The following is a 14,728-nucleotide window of genomic DNA, read 5'->3' on the forward strand; positions in this document are numbered from 1 at the left end:
GGGGTTGAGACTACAGGCCTTGCTTGCCTTCGTTGCCCGGGATGTACGGGCTCCACGGCTGGGCGCGGATCGGACCCTTGCTCTTCCACACCACGCTGAACTGGCCGTCCGCCTTGATCTCGCCGATGTAGACGGGTTTGTGCAGGTGGTGGTTGGTCTTGTCCATCTCGATCGTGTAGCCGTCCGGCGCGTTGAACTTCTGCCCACCCATCGCCGCGATGACCTTGTCCACGTCGGTGGTCTTGGCCTGTTCAACCGCCTGCTTCCACATGTGGATGCCGATGTAGGTGGCTTCCATCGGATCGTTCGTCACGACGGTGTTGGCGTTGGGCAGATTCTTGGCCTTGGCGTAGGCCTTCCACTTCGCGATGAACGCATCGTTGACGGGGTTCTTGACGGACTGGAAGTAGTTCCACGCAGCCAGGTGGCCGACCAGCGGCTTGGTGTCGACGCCGCGCAGTTCTTCTTCGCCCACGCTGAACGCCACAACCGGCACGTCGGTGGCCTTCAGGCCGGCGTTGCCCAGTTCCTTGTAGAAGGGAACGTTCGAGTCGCCATTGATGGTCGAGATCACCGCAGTCTTGCCGCCCGTGGCGAACTTCTTGATGTTCGCGACGATGGTCTGGTAGTCGGAGTGGCCGAACGGGGTATAGACCTCGTCGATGTCGCTGTCCTTCACGCCCTTGGAATGCAGGAAGGCGCGCAGGATCTTGTTGGTGGTGCGGGGATAGACGTAGTCGGTGCCCAGCAGCACGAAGCGCTTGGCGCCGCCGCCGTCTTCGCTCATCAGGTATTCGACGGCGGGAATGGCCTGCTGGTTGGGCGCGGCGCCCGTGTAGAACACGTTCTTCTCCAGCTCTTCGCCTTCGTACTGCACGGGGTAGAACAGCAGACCGTTCAGTTCCTTGAACACCGGCAGCACCGACTTGCGCGAAACCGAGGTCCAGCAGCCGAAGACCACCGCCACCTTGTCCTGCGCCAGCAGCTGGCGCGACTTCTCGGCAAACAGCGGCCAGTTCGAGGCGGGGTCCACCACCACGGCTTCCAGCTTCTTGCCCATCACGCCGCCGTTGGCGTTGATCTCATCGATGGTCATCAGGGCCACGTCCTTGAGCGACGTTTCCGAGATGGCCATGGTGCCCGAGAGCGAATGCAGGATGCCGACCTTGATGGTGTCCTCGGCGGCATGGACCTGCGGCATCCATCCTGTCATGGCCAACAGGCTCACGGCGGTCAGTTGCTTAAGGGCTAGTCTGCGTTTCATGGTGACTCCTGGATGGAAGGTGCCGGCTTGGCCGGCGAGAGAACGTTCTGAAAATGCAGTCGCACAGGGACTCGAAAGCAAAACGCATGCCAAGTTTTGGCAGGCATGCGGCTGCTGTATGAAGCGGGCGGGTTTACGCGAAGGCGCGTGGCGATGGCGGCGCCGCGCGGCGGGGATCAGAACGGTGCCGTCTGCACAGAATCGGTGCGTGTTGCGCGCGATGACGGTGCGGCGTGCATGCCGATGCCATGGCATGCGAAAGCGGCAGGCGCGCGGTCTTGCCGCGCGTCAGAGGGAAATCGGCGTGCGCGGCCAACATGGCACACACTTTGCTTGGGAATCCGTACTTGTATACAAGAAAGGATTCCAGCATGAATGCCGCAGCAACGCAGAAGCACCCCGCCGGTTGGACGATCGCGCAATGGCAGGCCGCCTACCGCGACGGTGCGCAGCCTGAAGGCTTGTTGGCCGGCCATGTGGCCGCGCCGGATGACGTCGAAGACAATGCCTGGATCCGGCGCGTTGACCGCGCGCAGCTCGACGACCAGCTCGACGGCCTGCGCCTCTTGCTGGCCGCGGCGGGCGGCGACATCTCGCGCCTGCCGCTGTATGGCGTGCCCTTCGCGATCAAGGACAACATCGATGCGGCCGGCTGGCCCACGACCGCGGCGTGCCCCGAGTTCGCCTACACACCGCAGGAAGACGCCACCGTCGTGCGCCGTCTGCGCGCGGCCGGCGCCATCCTCATCGGTAAGACAAATCTGGACCAGTTCGCGACCGGCCTGGTGGGCACGCGATCGCCGCATGGCGCCGTGGCCAACACGTTCGATCCCGCCTACGTCAGCGGCGGTTCCAGCTCCGGTTCGGCATCGGTGGTCGCGCGCGGCATCGCGGCGTTTTCGCTGGGCACCGATACCGCGGGCTCCGGCCGCGTGCCGGCCGGCTTCAACAATATCGTCGGGCTTAAACCCACCAAGGGTTGGCTCAGCACCGCAGGCGTGGTGCCGGCGTGCCGCACGCTGGACTGCGTATCGATCTTTGCGCTGACGGTGGACGACGCCGACAAGGTGGCGCAAGTGGCCGGCGGATACGACGATGCCGATCCGTATTCGCGCCCCATGCCGGTTGGCGCGTCGCTGCCGTGGCCGAAGGCGCCTCGGTTGGCGGTGCCCGCATCGCTGGAATTCTTTGGCGACACGCAGGCCGCCGCCGTGTTCGACGACGCGGTGCGTGCACTGCGTGCCGAGGGCGCCCAGGTCGAGACCATCGACTTCGCGCCGTTCAGCGAACTGGCCGCGCTGCTGTATCAAGGGCCATGGGTCGCCGAACGCTTTGCGGCCGTGGAATCGCTGTGGAAAGAGAACCCCGGCGCCATCAATCCGGTGGTGCGCGGCATTGTCGAACAAGCCGCGAACTACACCGCGCTGGACGCCTTCAAGGCCGAGTACCGGCGCGCCGAGCTCACCCGCCAGATCCATCGCGCGCTGGAAGGCTTTGACGCGCTGGTGGTGCCGACCTCTCCGTCCATCTACACCATCGCCCAGCTTGAAGCGGACCCCGTCACGCTCAATTCCCGCCTGGGTATCTACACCAACTTCGCCAATCTGGCCGATCTGTCCGCGCTGGCAGTGCCGGCCGGCATGCGAGCCGATGGGCTGCCGTCCGGCATCACGCTGATCGGACTGGCGTGGCAGGATCGCGCGCTGGCGCAGTTCGGCAGGCAATGGCAGACGCGGCGCGGGCTGCCGCTGGGCGCAACCGGGATGCCGCTGCCCACGCTGGCGGCGGATGGCGCACCGTCCGCGGACACCGTGCGCGTCGCCGTCGTGGGCGCGCATCTGACCGGCATGCCGCTCAACCACCAACTGACGTCGCGCCACGCGGTGTTTGTCGAGAACACGGCGACGGCGGGCGACTACCGCCTCTTCGCCCTGGCCAACACTACACCGCCCAAGCCCGGGCTGGTGAAGATGGACAGCGGCGCCGCCATCGAGGTCGAGCTGTGGGACGTGCCGGTGACGGCCTTCGGCGCGTTCGTGGCCGAGATTCCCGCGCCGCTGGGCATCGGCACGCTGGAGCTGGCCGACGGCCGGCTGGTCAAGGGCTTCATCTGCGAACCGCGCGGCCTGGAGGGCGCGCGCGACATCACCGCGTTCGGCGGCTGGCGGGCCTATCTGGCCAGCCTGAATGCCGCCACCCGCTGACTACCCGCTACCCACTCGATAACCCCGCCCTCACCTCAGGGAGTCGCACCGTGTTCGATACCGTTCTGATTGCAAACCGCGGCGAAATCGCCGTCCGCGCCATCCGCACCCTCAAGCGGCTGGGCATCCGCAGCGTGGCCGTCTATTCCGACCCGGACCGCAACGCCGCGCACGTGCGCGAGGCCGATGTGGCCGTGGCGCTGGGCGGCGAGAAGGCGGCCGACAGCTACCTGCGCATGGACCTGCTGCTGGCCGCCGCACGCGAACAGGGTGCGCAGGCGATCTATCCCGGCTACGGCTTTCTGTCGGAAAGCGCTGAATTTGCGGACGCCTGCGAGGCCGCAGGCATCGCCTTTGTGGGCCCCACGCCGCTGCAGATCCGCGAGTTCGGGCTGAAGCACCGCTCGCGCGAACTGGCTGCGGAAGCCGGCGTGCCGATGACGCCGGGCACCGGGCTCCTGTCCAGCCTGGGTGAGGCGCTGTCGCAGGCCGAGCGCATCGGCTATCCCGTCATGCTCAAGAGCACGGCGGGCGGCGGCGGCATCGGTCTCTCGCGCTGCGAGAACGAGGCGGAACTGACCGTGGCGTTCGACAGCGTGCAGCGCATGGGCGAGCACTTCTTTCGCGATGGCGGCGCGTTCATCGAGCGGTATGTGGACAACGCGCGGCACGTCGAGGTGCAGATCTTTGGCGACGGTGCGGGCCGCGTGCTGGCGCTGGGCGAACGCGACTGCTCGGTGCAGCGCCGCAACCAGAAGGTCATCGAGGAAACCCCCGCGCCGTTGCTGCCGGCCGCCACGCGCGCCGCGCTGCTGGATGCCGCCGTCAAGCTGGGCGAATCGGTGAATTACCGCTCTGCCGGCACGGTGGAGTTCATCTACGATCCGGCGCGCGACAGCTTTTACTTCCTGGAGGTCAACACGCGCCTGCAGGTCGAGCATCCGGTGACCGAGGCCGTCACCGGCCTGGACCTGGTGGAATGCATGCTGCGCGTCGCCGCGGGCGAGCCGCTGGATTTCGCAGCCATGTCGCGCGCGCCGCAAGGCGCATCCATTGAAGTGCGCCTGTATGCGGAGGATCCGCTGCGCCAGTTCCAGCCGTCGCCAGGCGTGTTGACCGAGGTCTCGTTCCCGGAAGGCGTGCGCGTCGATGGCTGGGTCGAGACCGGCACGGACGTGCCTGCGTTCTATGACCCGATGCTGGCCAAGCTGATCGTGCATGCGGACACGCGCGAGGCCGCGCTGGACAAGCTGGCCGACGCGCTGGCGCGCACGCGCCTGCACGGCATCGCGACCAACCTGGATTACCTGCGCCAGATCGTGGCCGATGCGCGCTTTCGCGCTGGGCAGCTGTCCACGCGCTTTCTGGAAAGCTTTGCATACCGCCCGTCGGCGATCGAGGTCGTGGAAGCCGGCACCTACACCAGCGTGCAGGACTATCCCGGCCGCGCGGGCTATTGGGACATCGGCGTGCCGCCGTCCGGCCCCATGGACGACTACGCGTTTCGCGTCGCGAATCGCATCGTCGGCAACGCGCCGGACGCGGCCGGCATCGAGACCACGCTGGTCGGACCCACGCTGCGCTTTCACGGCGACGCCGTCGTGGCGTTGACCGGCGCCTCGTGCGCCGCCACTCTGGACGGGGAACCCGTGCCAATGTGGCAGCCGATCTTCGTGACGTCGGGGCAGGTGCTGGCCACCGGCCGTGCGCTGTCCGGCTGCCGCAGCTACCTGGCGGTGCGCAACGGCCTGGACGTGCCGCTGTATCTGGGCAGCCGCTCCACGTTTGCGCTGGGGCAGTTCGGCGGCCATGCTGGCCGCACGCTGCGCGTGGGCGATATGTTGCCCGTGGTGCGGCCTGATTTGGCGGGCGCCTCGGCCGCGCCGCCCGAGACGCTGCCGCAGGCCGCGCCCGCGGCGCTGATCCCGGAGTACGGCAGCACCTGGGAGATCGGCGTGCTATACGGCCCGCACGGCGCGCCGGACTTTTTTCAGCCGGAAGCCATCGACGCGTTCTTCGCGGCCGACTGGGAGGTGCACTACAACTCCAACCGCCTGGGCGTGCGCCTGATCGGACCCAAGCCCACCTGGGCGCGCGAAAACGGCGGCGAGGCGGGCCTGCACCCTTCCAACATCCACGATTGCGAATACGCGATCGGCAGCATCAACTTCACGGGCGACAGCCCCGTGATCCTGACGCGCGACGGCCCCAGCCTGGGTGGCTTCGTGTGCCCGGTCACGATCGCCCGCGCCGAACTGTGGAAGGTCGGACAGGTCAAGCCTGGCGACCGCATCCGCTTCGTGCGCATCGACTACCCGCAGGCCGTCGCGCTGGAAGCCGCGCAGGACCGACGCATTGCCGACCTGGCGCCGGCGGTTCCCGCTGCGACCGAACCGGCGCCGGTGCCGGCCACCGACTCCGAGACCATCGTGGCCGCGCTGCCCGCTGAAGGATCGCGCCCGTCGGTGTCGTACCGGCAGGCGGGCGACGGCTACCTGTTGCTGGAATACGGCGACAACGTGCTGGACCTGGCGCTGCGGATGCGCATCCACCTGCTGATGGAAGCATTGAACGCGAACCCGGTGGCTGGCGTGCTGGAGCTGTCGCCGGGCGTGCGCTCGCTGCAGATCCGCTACGACAGCCGGGTGATCCTGCAAGGCGCGCTTATCGCCAGGCTGTTGAAGATCGAGCAAGGACTGGCCGACGTCGCGACGCTGAAGGTGCCGACGCGCGTCGTGTACCTGCCCATGGCCTTCGAAGACAGCGCCACGCTGGGCGCGGTGCAGCGCTATCAGGAAACCGTGCGCGCCAGCGCGCCCTGGCTGCCGAACAACGTGGACTTCATCCAGCGCATCAACGGGCTGGATTCGCGCGACGAGGTGCGCCGCATCGTCTTTGACGCCAGCTATCTCATCATGGGCCTGGGCGACGTCTATCTGGGCGCGCCATGCGCCGTGCCGATCGATCCGCGCCACCGCCTGCTGACGTCCAAGTACAACCCCGCGCGCACCTTCACCGCCGAGGGCACGGTGGGCATCGGCGGCGTCTACATGTGCATCTACGGCATGGATTCGCCCGGCGGTTATCAGCTGGTGGGACGCACGCTGCCTATCTGGAACAAGTTCCTGAAGAATCCCGTGTTCCAGGACGGCAAGCCCTGGCTGCTGCGTTTCTTCGATCAGGTGCGGTTCTATCCGGTCACCGAAGCCGAACTGGACGTGCTGCGCGAAGACTTCCGCGAAGGCCGCGCGACGGTCCGCATCGAGGAAGAGATGTTCGACTTCGCGGCGCATCAGCGTTTCGTGGCCGAGCAGGCGGACAGCATTGCCGCGTTCCAGGCGCGCCAGAAGACGGCGTTCGATGCCGAGGTGGCGCTGTGGAAGAACGAGGATGTGGCTGCCGAGCCCCCCGCTGCGCAGCCCGAGGCCGAGACCGTGCTGCGCGAAGGCGAACGCCTGGTCAGCGCGGACATGTGCGGCAACATCTGGAAGATTCCGGTCCAGGTGGGGCAGAGCGTGTCGGCCGGCGACACGCTGGTGGTCGTCGAGGCCATGAAGATGGAACTGTCCGTCATCGCGCCGGCGTCCGGTACGGTGTCCGCCATCCGGTGCGTGCCCGGCAAGCCCGTCAACGCGGGCGATCCGCTCGTCGTGATCACCGAAGACGCCACGTGCGTCGTGACCGGATGATGCGGCTGGAAGCCGTCCAGGCCGGACCGGCCATTCGCCAGTCGCCGACGCTGGCGGGCTCGCTGGCCGATCAGGTCTACCAGCGCATCAAGGACGACCTGTTCGGCTTCCGGATGCTGCCCGGCGAACGCTTCACCGAGGCCGACCTCGTGGCGCGGCTGGGCGTGAGCCGCACGCCGGTGCGGCTGGGCCTCGCGCGGCTGGAACGCGAGGGCTTCGTGCTGGCGCGGCCGCGCAGCGGCTGGCAGGTGCGGCCGTTCGATTTTGAACGGTTCGAGGCGCTGTACGACGTGCGCGTGGTGCTGGAGCTGGCGGCGGTGGACAAGCTGTGCGCGCGGCAGGACATGGATCGGGCCGGGATGCTGGGCGCGCTGACCGACGTGTGGCTGGTGCCGCCGCCGCAGCGCATCCTGGACGGCCGGCTGGTGGGGCAGCTGGACGAGGCGTTTCATTGCGCGCTGGTGGCCGCTGCGGGCAATCCCGAGATGGCGCTGATACACCGCGACGTGACGGAAAAGATCCGGATCGTGCGGCGGCTGGATTTCACGAAGGACTTCCGCGTGGACGCCACCTATGACGAACACGCGGCCATCCTGCGTGCGGTGCTGGCTCGGCGCACCGATGAGGCCGCGCGCCTGTTGCGGTCCCATATCGACATGAGCAAGGCCGAGGTGCGCAAGATCACGCTGCACATGCTGCACGAGGCGCGCGCCAGCGCCGGTTGAAAGGTTGAGGGCAGCTGGCGGGTTTCGGTTCCCAGTTTCGGTTTTCAACCCCTGTCTTCAGCCACTGTCTCCAGCCCCGTCCTCAGCCGCTGTCTTCAGCCCTGAAGCTGCCGGTAGACTTCCTGCGACACGCGCTGCAACTCATCGCGGCTGACCGCGCCGGACAGCGCGTAGCCGAACTCGCCCTCGACCCAATAGAACACGCGGACGGGTCCTTCCTGCGTGAACTGGAAGGCGGTCTGCCCGCCTGCCGCTTCCCGCGTCACATACAACGTCAGGCGCTGACCATCGGCAGCGCCGTACATGAACTGCGCGACGGGCCCCGCGCCACCGGGCAGGAGGCGTCCGCCGATCAGTTCGTAACCCATTTTCGACAGCGACGGTGCGCGCATCGGCGCGCCCATGCGTTTGGTCAGCCAGGTCACCAGCGCCTTCTCGTTGTCGCCGCTGACTTCAACAGGCCGGCCCATGTCGGGCGCAAATACGGCGTGGGCGATGGCGGCGCGCTGGGCGTAGCCGCCCGCCGCGCGTTCGGAGCTGGCGGTGGCCAGCGCGGCCTGCAGATGACGCGCGTCGACGGCGCCGCGCGCGAACCACGCCAGGCTGGCGCTGACCGCGGCAATCGCCACGCTGGCTGCCATCGCGCGCCACGGCCACGTCCGTGCCGGGGCGCGCAGCGGCAAGCGCAGGGGCAACGGTTCGTCCAGCACGGGGTCCAGCAAGGCATGCAGCGCGCGCCGTTGCGCCTGCCAGTCGTCCACGCGCGTCTGGTCCTGCGGATGCGCGGCCAGAAAGGCGGCCACCTCGGCATGACGCGCGGCGGAGAGCTGGTCGTCCGCGTAGCCATGCAGATCGGCTTCGGTGATCGGCGTGCGCGCGGCGGGAACCGGGTGGAGGCGTTTGTCGTTCATGGCATTTCACGCGGGGTGGGAACGGGCCGCAGGCGCGGCGCGGCATCGCGGCCGCGCATCAGTGCGCCGAGCTTCTCGCGGGCGCGCGACAGGCGCGACATGACGGTGCCGATGGGCACCGACAGGATGCGTGCGGTCTCCTGATAGGAAAGGTCTTCGACCGCAATAAGCAGCAGGACCTCGCGCTGCTCGGCCGGCAGGGCCTGCAGGCAGCGGTCCAGGTCGCGCACTTCAAGCTGATCGGTCTGGGTGGCGCGCACCGGCGCGTCGGGCAGGTCGCCCGGCGCCGTCTGGTCGGTGCGCCGGCTGGCGGCGCGCACACCGTCGATGAAATGGTTGTGCATGATGCCGAACATCCAGGCGCGCAGTTCGCCGCGCCGCTGCCAGCGGGAATAGCGGCTCCATGCGCGCTCCAGCGTGTCCTGAACGAGGTCGTCGGCCCGGTCGGGGTCGCCCGTCAGCCCGCGCGCGTAACGCCGCAGGCTGGGGATGCAGGCCAGGATCTGGGCTTCGTCTTCGGCGCGCATGGTCTGATCGGGCAGCAGTCCGGATCAGGGTTTGACGACGTGCCAGATTTCCTTGAAGTTGTCGCCGGTCTTGTCGCCCGGCTTGGTGTCCTTGGCGAACAGGTACAGCGGCTTGTTCTTGTAGGCCCATTGCTTGCTGCCGTCGGGGCGGGTGATGACCGTCAGGTCGCCCATCGGCTTGGCGTCGCCGGTGGCCATGGCGGGCGGCCAGGCCTTGGCGCACTGGTCGACGCAGGCGCTCTTGCCCGCGGTGTCCTTGTCGAAGGTGTACAGCGTCATGCCGGCGCTATCGACCAGAATGCCGTTCTGGGTCTTGACGGCCTGGGCGTGGGCGCCGGCCGAGAACAGGGCGGCGCAGGCAAGAGCCAGGGCCGCGGCGGTGTGTTTGCGCATGGTGTGCCTCGTAGAGGGAAAGGATTGGGGGACTGCCCTCTACGGACGCCGGCCGGGGCCGCTTTATTCCAGCGGTCCGGAAAAAAGCTGCCGCGAAGGGTTCAAGCGCCCGGCCGGACCGCGCCGGGGTCATACCGCATTTCATGCTCCAGCTCGGTCTCCTCCACGGAAGTGAAGCCCAGCGCCTCGTACAGCCGCCGGGCGGGATTGCCTTTCAGGACGCTCAGGGTGACTGGCGCGCCTTCCTTGTCCGCCCGGTCCAGCACCTTGGCGAGCAGCCGGCGGCCCAGCCCCTGACCCTGGAAATCGGGATCGATCTGGATCTGCACGATGCGCCAGCCCGCTGGATCGCGGTAATGCTTGAACAGGCCGGCAGGACGGCCGGCCAGCCAGACGATCTGGGCGTCGTCAAAGTGGTAGTGGATGCGCGCCAGGTGCTCGGCATCATCCACAGGGATGCCGGCTCGCTCCAGATACGCCGTCATCGTGCGCTTGCGCAGGGACAGCAGGAACGGCACATCTTCTTCGGTGGCGGGCTGCAACGCCAGATCGGGGGTGAGGCTCATGTTGCGGTGCGAAGGGAAGGGGAGAACGCGGGCGCCGCCGGATGGCGGGCGGGTTGCCTGACGTTATAGATCGGTTGCCGGGGTGGGCGCTAGATGGTTTGAGAGGCGTTGGAGGCGTACCGTAAACCAGTCCTGGAAACAGACGGCAGCAATGGCCTTTCAAAAAATGAGTAGTAGACTTCACAAATTCAGGCAATCGCGTTAATTTGATACGTGTACTTCACATTTTGGAGCTGGGATATGCCCTCGTATTCCACAGATCCCCTGATCAATGCGCTGGTCAAGGCGCGACGCGACCGTAAATTCACGCAGGCTCAGCTCGCGGATCTTGCGGGTATCAGTCGTCGTGCATTGGTAGCGATCGAGGGTGGAGGGGATTGCAATGTATCGACGTTGCGCCGCCTTGCGCGCGCCCTGGACTTGGAGTTGAGGCTGGTCCCCGCAGAATATTCGCCGCCCACCCTTGAAGACGTGTATGCCGAAAACGAGGCGGCCTACCGTCGTTTGCGCGAAGGGCATAAATCATGACGCTGGACATCTATGTGCAGGACAAGAAGGTTGGGGTGCTGGACCAGACCGGGATTACCTCCTTCGTGTTTACCTATCTGCCCGATACGCCAAGAGACTTGGCAGTGTCTTTACTGATGCCGCCCCGCACAGAAAGCTGGACCAGCCCATTTCTATTCCCAGTGTTTCAGGTCTCGCTGCCAGACGTGCCCGACACGCATCTTGCCCCCGATTTCAGCCGGTTGCTTGTCAGACGATTTGATGTCGACGCCACGGGTAGGTCTCTCGGTTTCGAAGACATGTGTGCATTGACCGGCCAGCCGGCGCGGGACAAGTTCAGTGGTTCGGCCGAGCGCATCGTTCGTACCATCCGCGCCTTCTGTCCCGGGATGGCTGGCCAACGAGCCTGCGAACAGTTTTATGCGCAGTATCTGTTGGCCGCAGCCATCAGAAACGGCGATGCGCATCTGAAGAACTTTGGGCTGTTGTACGAGGGCGGGGAGATTCCTACGCTGGCTCCCGTGTTCGACATGCTGACGATGTCCGTATACGCGCCCCGCGACAACCATGGTGATGCCAACGACGGCATGGCACTCACGCTGGGCGGAACGAAGCGCTGGCCCACGGCGGATTCGCTAAAGCGACTGGGGCAAGTGTGTGACGTATCGCCGGGCAGACAGAATCACTGGCGCAAGCATCTCGGAGAGGCGCTGTTGAGGACTGCCGAATCTGCGGTGGCGTTCAAGCACGCCAATCAAGGAGAAGCGGTAGGTCGAAACATCGCCAGGATGCTGGAGCTTTGGTCGCACGGGATGAAGCAGATAGATGCGACGATCGCAAAGAAGCTCAAGCAATCCGCGGAATCGCTCGCCCCTAAGCCTGCGATTTGACCGGCGCAGGCGTCAACATCCCCAACGGCTCCGGCCCGAAATGCCGCAGATTCGGGAACACCGTCCGCAGATCGTCCTGGCTGGCGCCGAACCACGCGCCCAGGTCGGCGCCCAACTGATCCACCGACGTAGTGGGCAGCAGCCGGCCGTTGTCGACGAATCCCGGCCCATTCAGCGCGATTTCCGGGTGGGCGCCGTAGCAGCGGCCGCCGTTGACCGCGCCGCCCAGCACGAAGTGATGCGAGCCCCAACCGTGATCCGAGCCGTTGCCGTTGGAACCCAGCGTGCGGCCGAACTCGGAGGCCGTGAAGGTGGTGACCTGATCCGCCACGCCCATCTCGGCCAGCGCGCTCTGGAACACCGCCAGCGCCTGGCCCATCTCCTTCAGCAGTGCCGGGTGTGTGTCATTCAGCCCCGTGTGGTTGTCATAGCCGTTCTGCGAAACAAAAAACACCTGACGCCGCGCGCCCAGCGTGTCGCGGGCGGCGATGATGCGCGCCACGATCCGCAGTTGCTGCGCGAGCGGCGTTGAAAAGTCTCCCGGCACGGCGACGTCCGCCAAGGCGGCCCGCAGGCGCGTGTCGGCCGAGATGGATTGCGCGGCGATGCGCGACATCTCGCGTTCCATCAGGTGTTCACGCGGCTCGGTGATCAGGTCTCGCAGCAGCGCGGTGCAGGCGCTGGAACCGTACATGTCGCGATGCAGCAGGTCGATCTGTGTCGAGCCGTTGATGCCCACGCGATAACCGGCCACCTTGCGCCCGGCCAGCAGCACCGTGCTGCCGCCCGCCGTGATGCCGGTGAAGGTGCGCTGCGCGTTGGCGCCCGCGAACAGATCCGTCAGGCGGCCGGCCCAGCCCGACGATGCGCCCTCCGGCGCCAGTGCCTGCCAGACCGATTGCTGGTCATTGTGCGAGAACAGTTTGGGCGGCAGGGGCACGCGCGCCCCGATGTATTCGGCCTTGGTCGTGGGCACGATCAGCGGTCCCACGTTGAGCAGCGCCGCCATGTCGCCACGTTCGTACAGCGGGGCCAGCGGCGCCAGCGCGGGGGCCAGCGCAAACTGCATGCCGCCCTGCGTGTCGGCCTTGCCGCGCAGCAGGGTGGCGCGCAGCGCGTCGCGGGGCAGGGCGATATCGCTGCGCGCCGTGGAATACGCGCGGTACGACGACGGATCGTACGGAACCAGCGTGTTGTAGGGATCATTGCCGCCGTACAGGAAGACGCACACGAGCGCCTTGTACGAGGACGGGGCGGATTGCGCGGCGGCGGCGCCGATGGCGGCCAGGTTCAGCGCCAGCGGGGCGGCCGCGCGGGTCGCGCCCAGCGCAAAGGCGCGCAGCAGGAAGGCACGGCGGTCGAGGTCGCGGCGGTCTGTCATTTCTGCACCAGATATTCAGGCGTGGCGGCCACCAGCATGATCGCGGCGCGAACCCGGTCGCGCGGGCGGTCCGGCGGCAGCGTGGCCACGGCCTTGGCGATGGACGCCGCCGTGCGTGCGCTGAAGGCGTCGCCCGCCAGCAGCAGCACGACGCGCGCCACCAGCGCCTCAGGATCCTTGGCCAGCGCGATCTCGGGCGTATAGCTCGTCTGCAGATCCTCCCAGCCGCGGTCCGCGTAGATCGCCAGGAAGTTCAGGTAGCCCGCAATGCTGGTCTCGTCCGTGATCTGCAATTCTGGGGCGACCAGATGGCGGCGGGCCAGTTCGGTGACCGGCGGCACGTAGCGGGGCCGGAAGAAGTTGAACACCGTGGCCGACCGCATGGGACTCTGCGCCAACCGGATCGTGTTGTCCGTGGTGTCCGGCATGGCCCATTCGCCGTTGGTGGACGTGGCCCCAAATGCGCGGGCCCAGCCCGAAAAACGCAGGATGGGCTCGCGCACCTTGCCCCAATGGGGCGAAGACAGGTCCGGCTGGCGCGCCTCGGGGTCCAGCAGAATGGCGCGCACCACGGCCTTCAAATTGCCGCGCTGGCCCGTGCCGTCGTCGTTGAACACGGCCGACACGCGCCCCACGTACGCGGGACTGGGATTGCTGGTCACCATGCGCTGGATGAGCTGCATGCCGATGAAAGGCCCGACATTGGGATGGGCGCTGATGACCTCCATGGCGCGCTTGAGCGACAGGTGGCCGTCGGTGCCGGGCGGGATGACCGCGCCCAGGAAGCGCTTTTCCGACATCGAGTGCAACGCGTTGTTCAGCGCCATGGGACGGCGATGAAACTCCACGTTCGTCTCCGGCCCGTTGATGTCCCAGCCCGTGAAGACCTTGGCCAGCCCCTGCACGTCCGCATTGGTGTAGGTTTCGACGGGCGCGCCGTTCACCATCTTCACCGTGCCGTCCTGGTTCAGCACCAGCAGGCCGATGCTGAACAGCTGCATCACCTCGCGCGCATAGTTTTCGTCGGGGTGGCGGCCGGTCTTGGGATCTTCCTTGCGGTTGCCGCGATAGGTCAGCATGCAGCCCATCGACAGGTTCTGCGTCACGGCGGTCAGCAGATCCTGGTAGCTGCCCAGCGCGTGCTTGGCCAAGAGGTCCATGAAGCCCGCCGCGCCAAAAAGCGGCCACGACGCCGTGATGGACGAAACGCCGACGACGAAGATCTCCGACAGTGAAAACGCAACCCGCGTGCGCACCTGATCGGGCGCACTGATGAACTTGCGCCACAACGTCGATTCCAGCGGCGCGTTGATGCCGTTGCCCTTGAAGGCCTCGGTATTCCGGTTCTTTTGCAGCAGCCAGTCGAAGTGCGTCTGCGACGGCGGCATCGCCAGCTGCGCGTCCAGCCACGCCGCGTAGCCGCCGCGCACGACGGCGTCGATGTCGGCCGGTGTGGGGCCGAACGTTGCCTGCGCCAGAAAGCGCGAGGCCTGGCCGGGAGTCGGGGATGCGGACTGCTGCGCAGCCGCTGACGGCGTAGCGGTCATGCGCCGGGCACCTCGTCAAATGCGAAAACCTACGGTACTAAAAGCCCGGCGAGGCGTTCAATACCGTCATTCGGACGAGGGACTACACCAAACGCATGAGATCAGGCGGATATGACGCGTCGCG

At 66.8% G+C, this 14,728-nt stretch carries 12 protein-coding genes; 5 read left to right on the forward strand and 7 right to left on the reverse strand.

Annotated elements, in window-relative coordinates:
• Positions 1-10: 10 nt before the first annotated feature.
• Positions 11-1,264 carry an urea ABC transporter substrate-binding protein gene (gene urtA, locus B3098_RS16785; RefSeq protein ID WP_128827272.1) on the reverse strand — a complete coding sequence of 418 codons (1,254 nt, stop codon included), beginning with the start codon at positions 1,262-1,264 and terminating at the stop codon, positions 11-13.
• A gap of 371 nt (positions 1,265-1,635) precedes the next feature.
• Here urtA and atzF point away from each other — a divergent pair, with 371 nt between their 5' ends.
• The 3 genes from atzF to B3098_RS16800 are packed head-to-tail and all read left to right on the forward strand — an operon-like array spanning position 1,636 to position 7,882.
• Entirely contained in the window at positions 1,636-3,468 is a 1,833-nt protein-coding gene (gene atzF / locus B3098_RS16790; protein WP_286897879.1) for an allophanate hydrolase, read from the forward strand.
• A gap of 50 nt (positions 3,469-3,518) precedes the next feature.
• A complete protein-coding gene (gene uca, locus B3098_RS16795; RefSeq protein ID WP_286897882.1) occupies positions 3,519-7,157 on the forward strand; it encodes an urea carboxylase in 3,639 nt (1,212 codons plus the stop codon).
• Positions 7,154-7,882: a GntR family transcriptional regulator gene (locus B3098_RS16800; RefSeq protein WP_286898203.1), complete on the forward strand. Its 729-nt coding sequence runs from the start codon at positions 7,154-7,156 to the stop codon at positions 7,880-7,882. Before uca ends, B3098_RS16800 begins: the two co-directional genes overlap by 4 nt.
• Before the next feature lie 95 nt (positions 7,883-7,977).
• On the opposite strand, the gene B3098_RS16805 is transcribed toward B3098_RS16800, so the two are convergent.
• The 4 genes from B3098_RS16805 to B3098_RS16820 all read right to left on the reverse strand — a co-directional run bounded on the left by B3098_RS16805 (position 7,978) and on the right by B3098_RS16820 (position 10,279).
• Complete coding sequence (locus B3098_RS16805) at positions 7,978-8,793, reverse strand: anti-sigma factor family protein (protein ID WP_286897884.1); 816 nt, start codon at positions 8,791-8,793, stop codon at positions 7,978-7,980.
• On the reverse strand, positions 8,790-9,320 hold the full coding sequence (locus tag B3098_RS16810) for an RNA polymerase sigma factor (RefSeq protein ID WP_175124480.1): 531 nt from the start codon (positions 9,318-9,320) through the stop codon (positions 8,790-8,792). The genes B3098_RS16805 and B3098_RS16810 overlap by 4 nt, the downstream gene beginning before the upstream one ends.
• Before the next feature lie 24 nt (positions 9,321-9,344).
• On the reverse strand, positions 9,345-9,713 hold the full coding sequence (locus B3098_RS16815; RefSeq protein WP_175137728.1) for a hypothetical protein: 369 nt from the start codon (positions 9,711-9,713) through the stop codon (positions 9,345-9,347).
• A gap of 101 nt (positions 9,714-9,814) precedes the next feature.
• Positions 9,815-10,279 (reverse strand): GNAT family N-acetyltransferase, encoded by a 465-nt coding sequence (locus B3098_RS16820; RefSeq protein ID WP_239212897.1) that lies wholly within the window; start codon positions 10,277-10,279, stop codon positions 9,815-9,817.
• A gap of 240 nt (positions 10,280-10,519) precedes the next feature.
• Here B3098_RS16820 and B3098_RS16825 point away from each other — a divergent pair, with 240 nt between their 5' ends.
• Complete coding sequence (locus B3098_RS16825; protein ID WP_279970907.1) at positions 10,520-10,807, forward strand: helix-turn-helix domain-containing protein; 288 nt, start codon at positions 10,520-10,522, stop codon at positions 10,805-10,807.
• On the forward strand, positions 10,804-11,676 hold the full coding sequence (locus B3098_RS16830; RefSeq protein ID WP_286897889.1) for a type II toxin-antitoxin system HipA family toxin: 873 nt from the start codon (positions 10,804-10,806) through the stop codon (positions 11,674-11,676). The genes B3098_RS16825 and B3098_RS16830 overlap by 4 nt, the downstream gene beginning before the upstream one ends.
• On the opposite strand, the gene B3098_RS16835 is transcribed toward B3098_RS16830, so the two are convergent.
• Complete coding sequence (locus tag B3098_RS16835) at positions 11,660-13,057, reverse strand: DUF1501 domain-containing protein (protein ID WP_286897890.1); 1,398 nt, start codon at positions 13,055-13,057, stop codon at positions 11,660-11,662. The genes B3098_RS16830 and B3098_RS16835 overlap by 17 nt on opposite strands.
• Entirely contained in the window at positions 13,054-14,604 is a 1,551-nt protein-coding gene (locus tag B3098_RS16840; RefSeq protein WP_279970910.1) for a DUF1800 domain-containing protein, read from the reverse strand. Before B3098_RS16840 ends, B3098_RS16835 begins: the two co-directional genes overlap by 4 nt.
• Between the last annotated feature and the right edge of the window lie 124 nt (positions 14,605-14,728).

The organism is Achromobacter sp. UBA2119 (genome assembly GCF_002331005.1).
GTDB classification, from domain to species: domain Bacteria; phylum Pseudomonadota; class Gammaproteobacteria; order Burkholderiales; family Burkholderiaceae_B; genus Achromobacter; species Achromobacter animicus.

Bases quoted from the DNA above. Each gene is read 5' to 3' on its own strand.
- B3098_RS16835 (WP_286897890.1), bottom strand. From the start codon at position 13,057: ATGACAGACCGCCGCGACCTCGACCGCCGTGCCTTCCTGCTGCGCGCC.
- B3098_RS16830 (WP_286897889.1), top strand. From the start codon at position 10,804: ATGACGCTGGACATCTATGTGCAGGACAAGAAGGTTGGGGTGCTGGAC.
- B3098_RS16805 (WP_286897884.1), bottom strand. From the start codon at position 8,793: ATGAACGACAAACGCCTCCACCCGGTTCCCGCCGCGCGCACGCCGATC.
- atzF (WP_286897879.1), top strand. From the start codon at position 1,636: ATGAATGCCGCAGCAACGCAGAAGCACCCCGCCGGTTGGACGATCGCG.
- B3098_RS16840 (WP_279970910.1), bottom strand. From the start codon at position 14,604: ATGACCGCTACGCCGTCAGCGGCTGCGCAGCAGTCCGCATCCCCGACT.
- B3098_RS16800 (WP_286898203.1), top strand. From the start codon at position 7,154: ATGATGCGGCTGGAAGCCGTCCAGGCCGGACCGGCCATTCGCCAGTCG.
- B3098_RS16820 (WP_239212897.1), bottom strand. From the start codon at position 10,279: ATGAGCCTCACCCCCGATCTGGCGTTGCAGCCCGCCACCGAAGAAGAT.
- urtA (WP_128827272.1), bottom strand. From the start codon at position 1,264: ATGAAACGCAGACTAGCCCTTAAGCAACTGACCGCCGTGAGCCTGTTG.
- B3098_RS16825 (WP_279970907.1), top strand. From the start codon at position 10,520: ATGCCCTCGTATTCCACAGATCCCCTGATCAATGCGCTGGTCAAGGCG.
- B3098_RS16810 (WP_175124480.1), bottom strand. From the start codon at position 9,320: ATGCGCGCCGAAGACGAAGCCCAGATCCTGGCCTGCATCCCCAGCCTG.
- B3098_RS16815 (WP_175137728.1), bottom strand. From the start codon at position 9,713: ATGCGCAAACACACCGCCGCGGCCCTGGCTCTTGCCTGCGCCGCCCTG.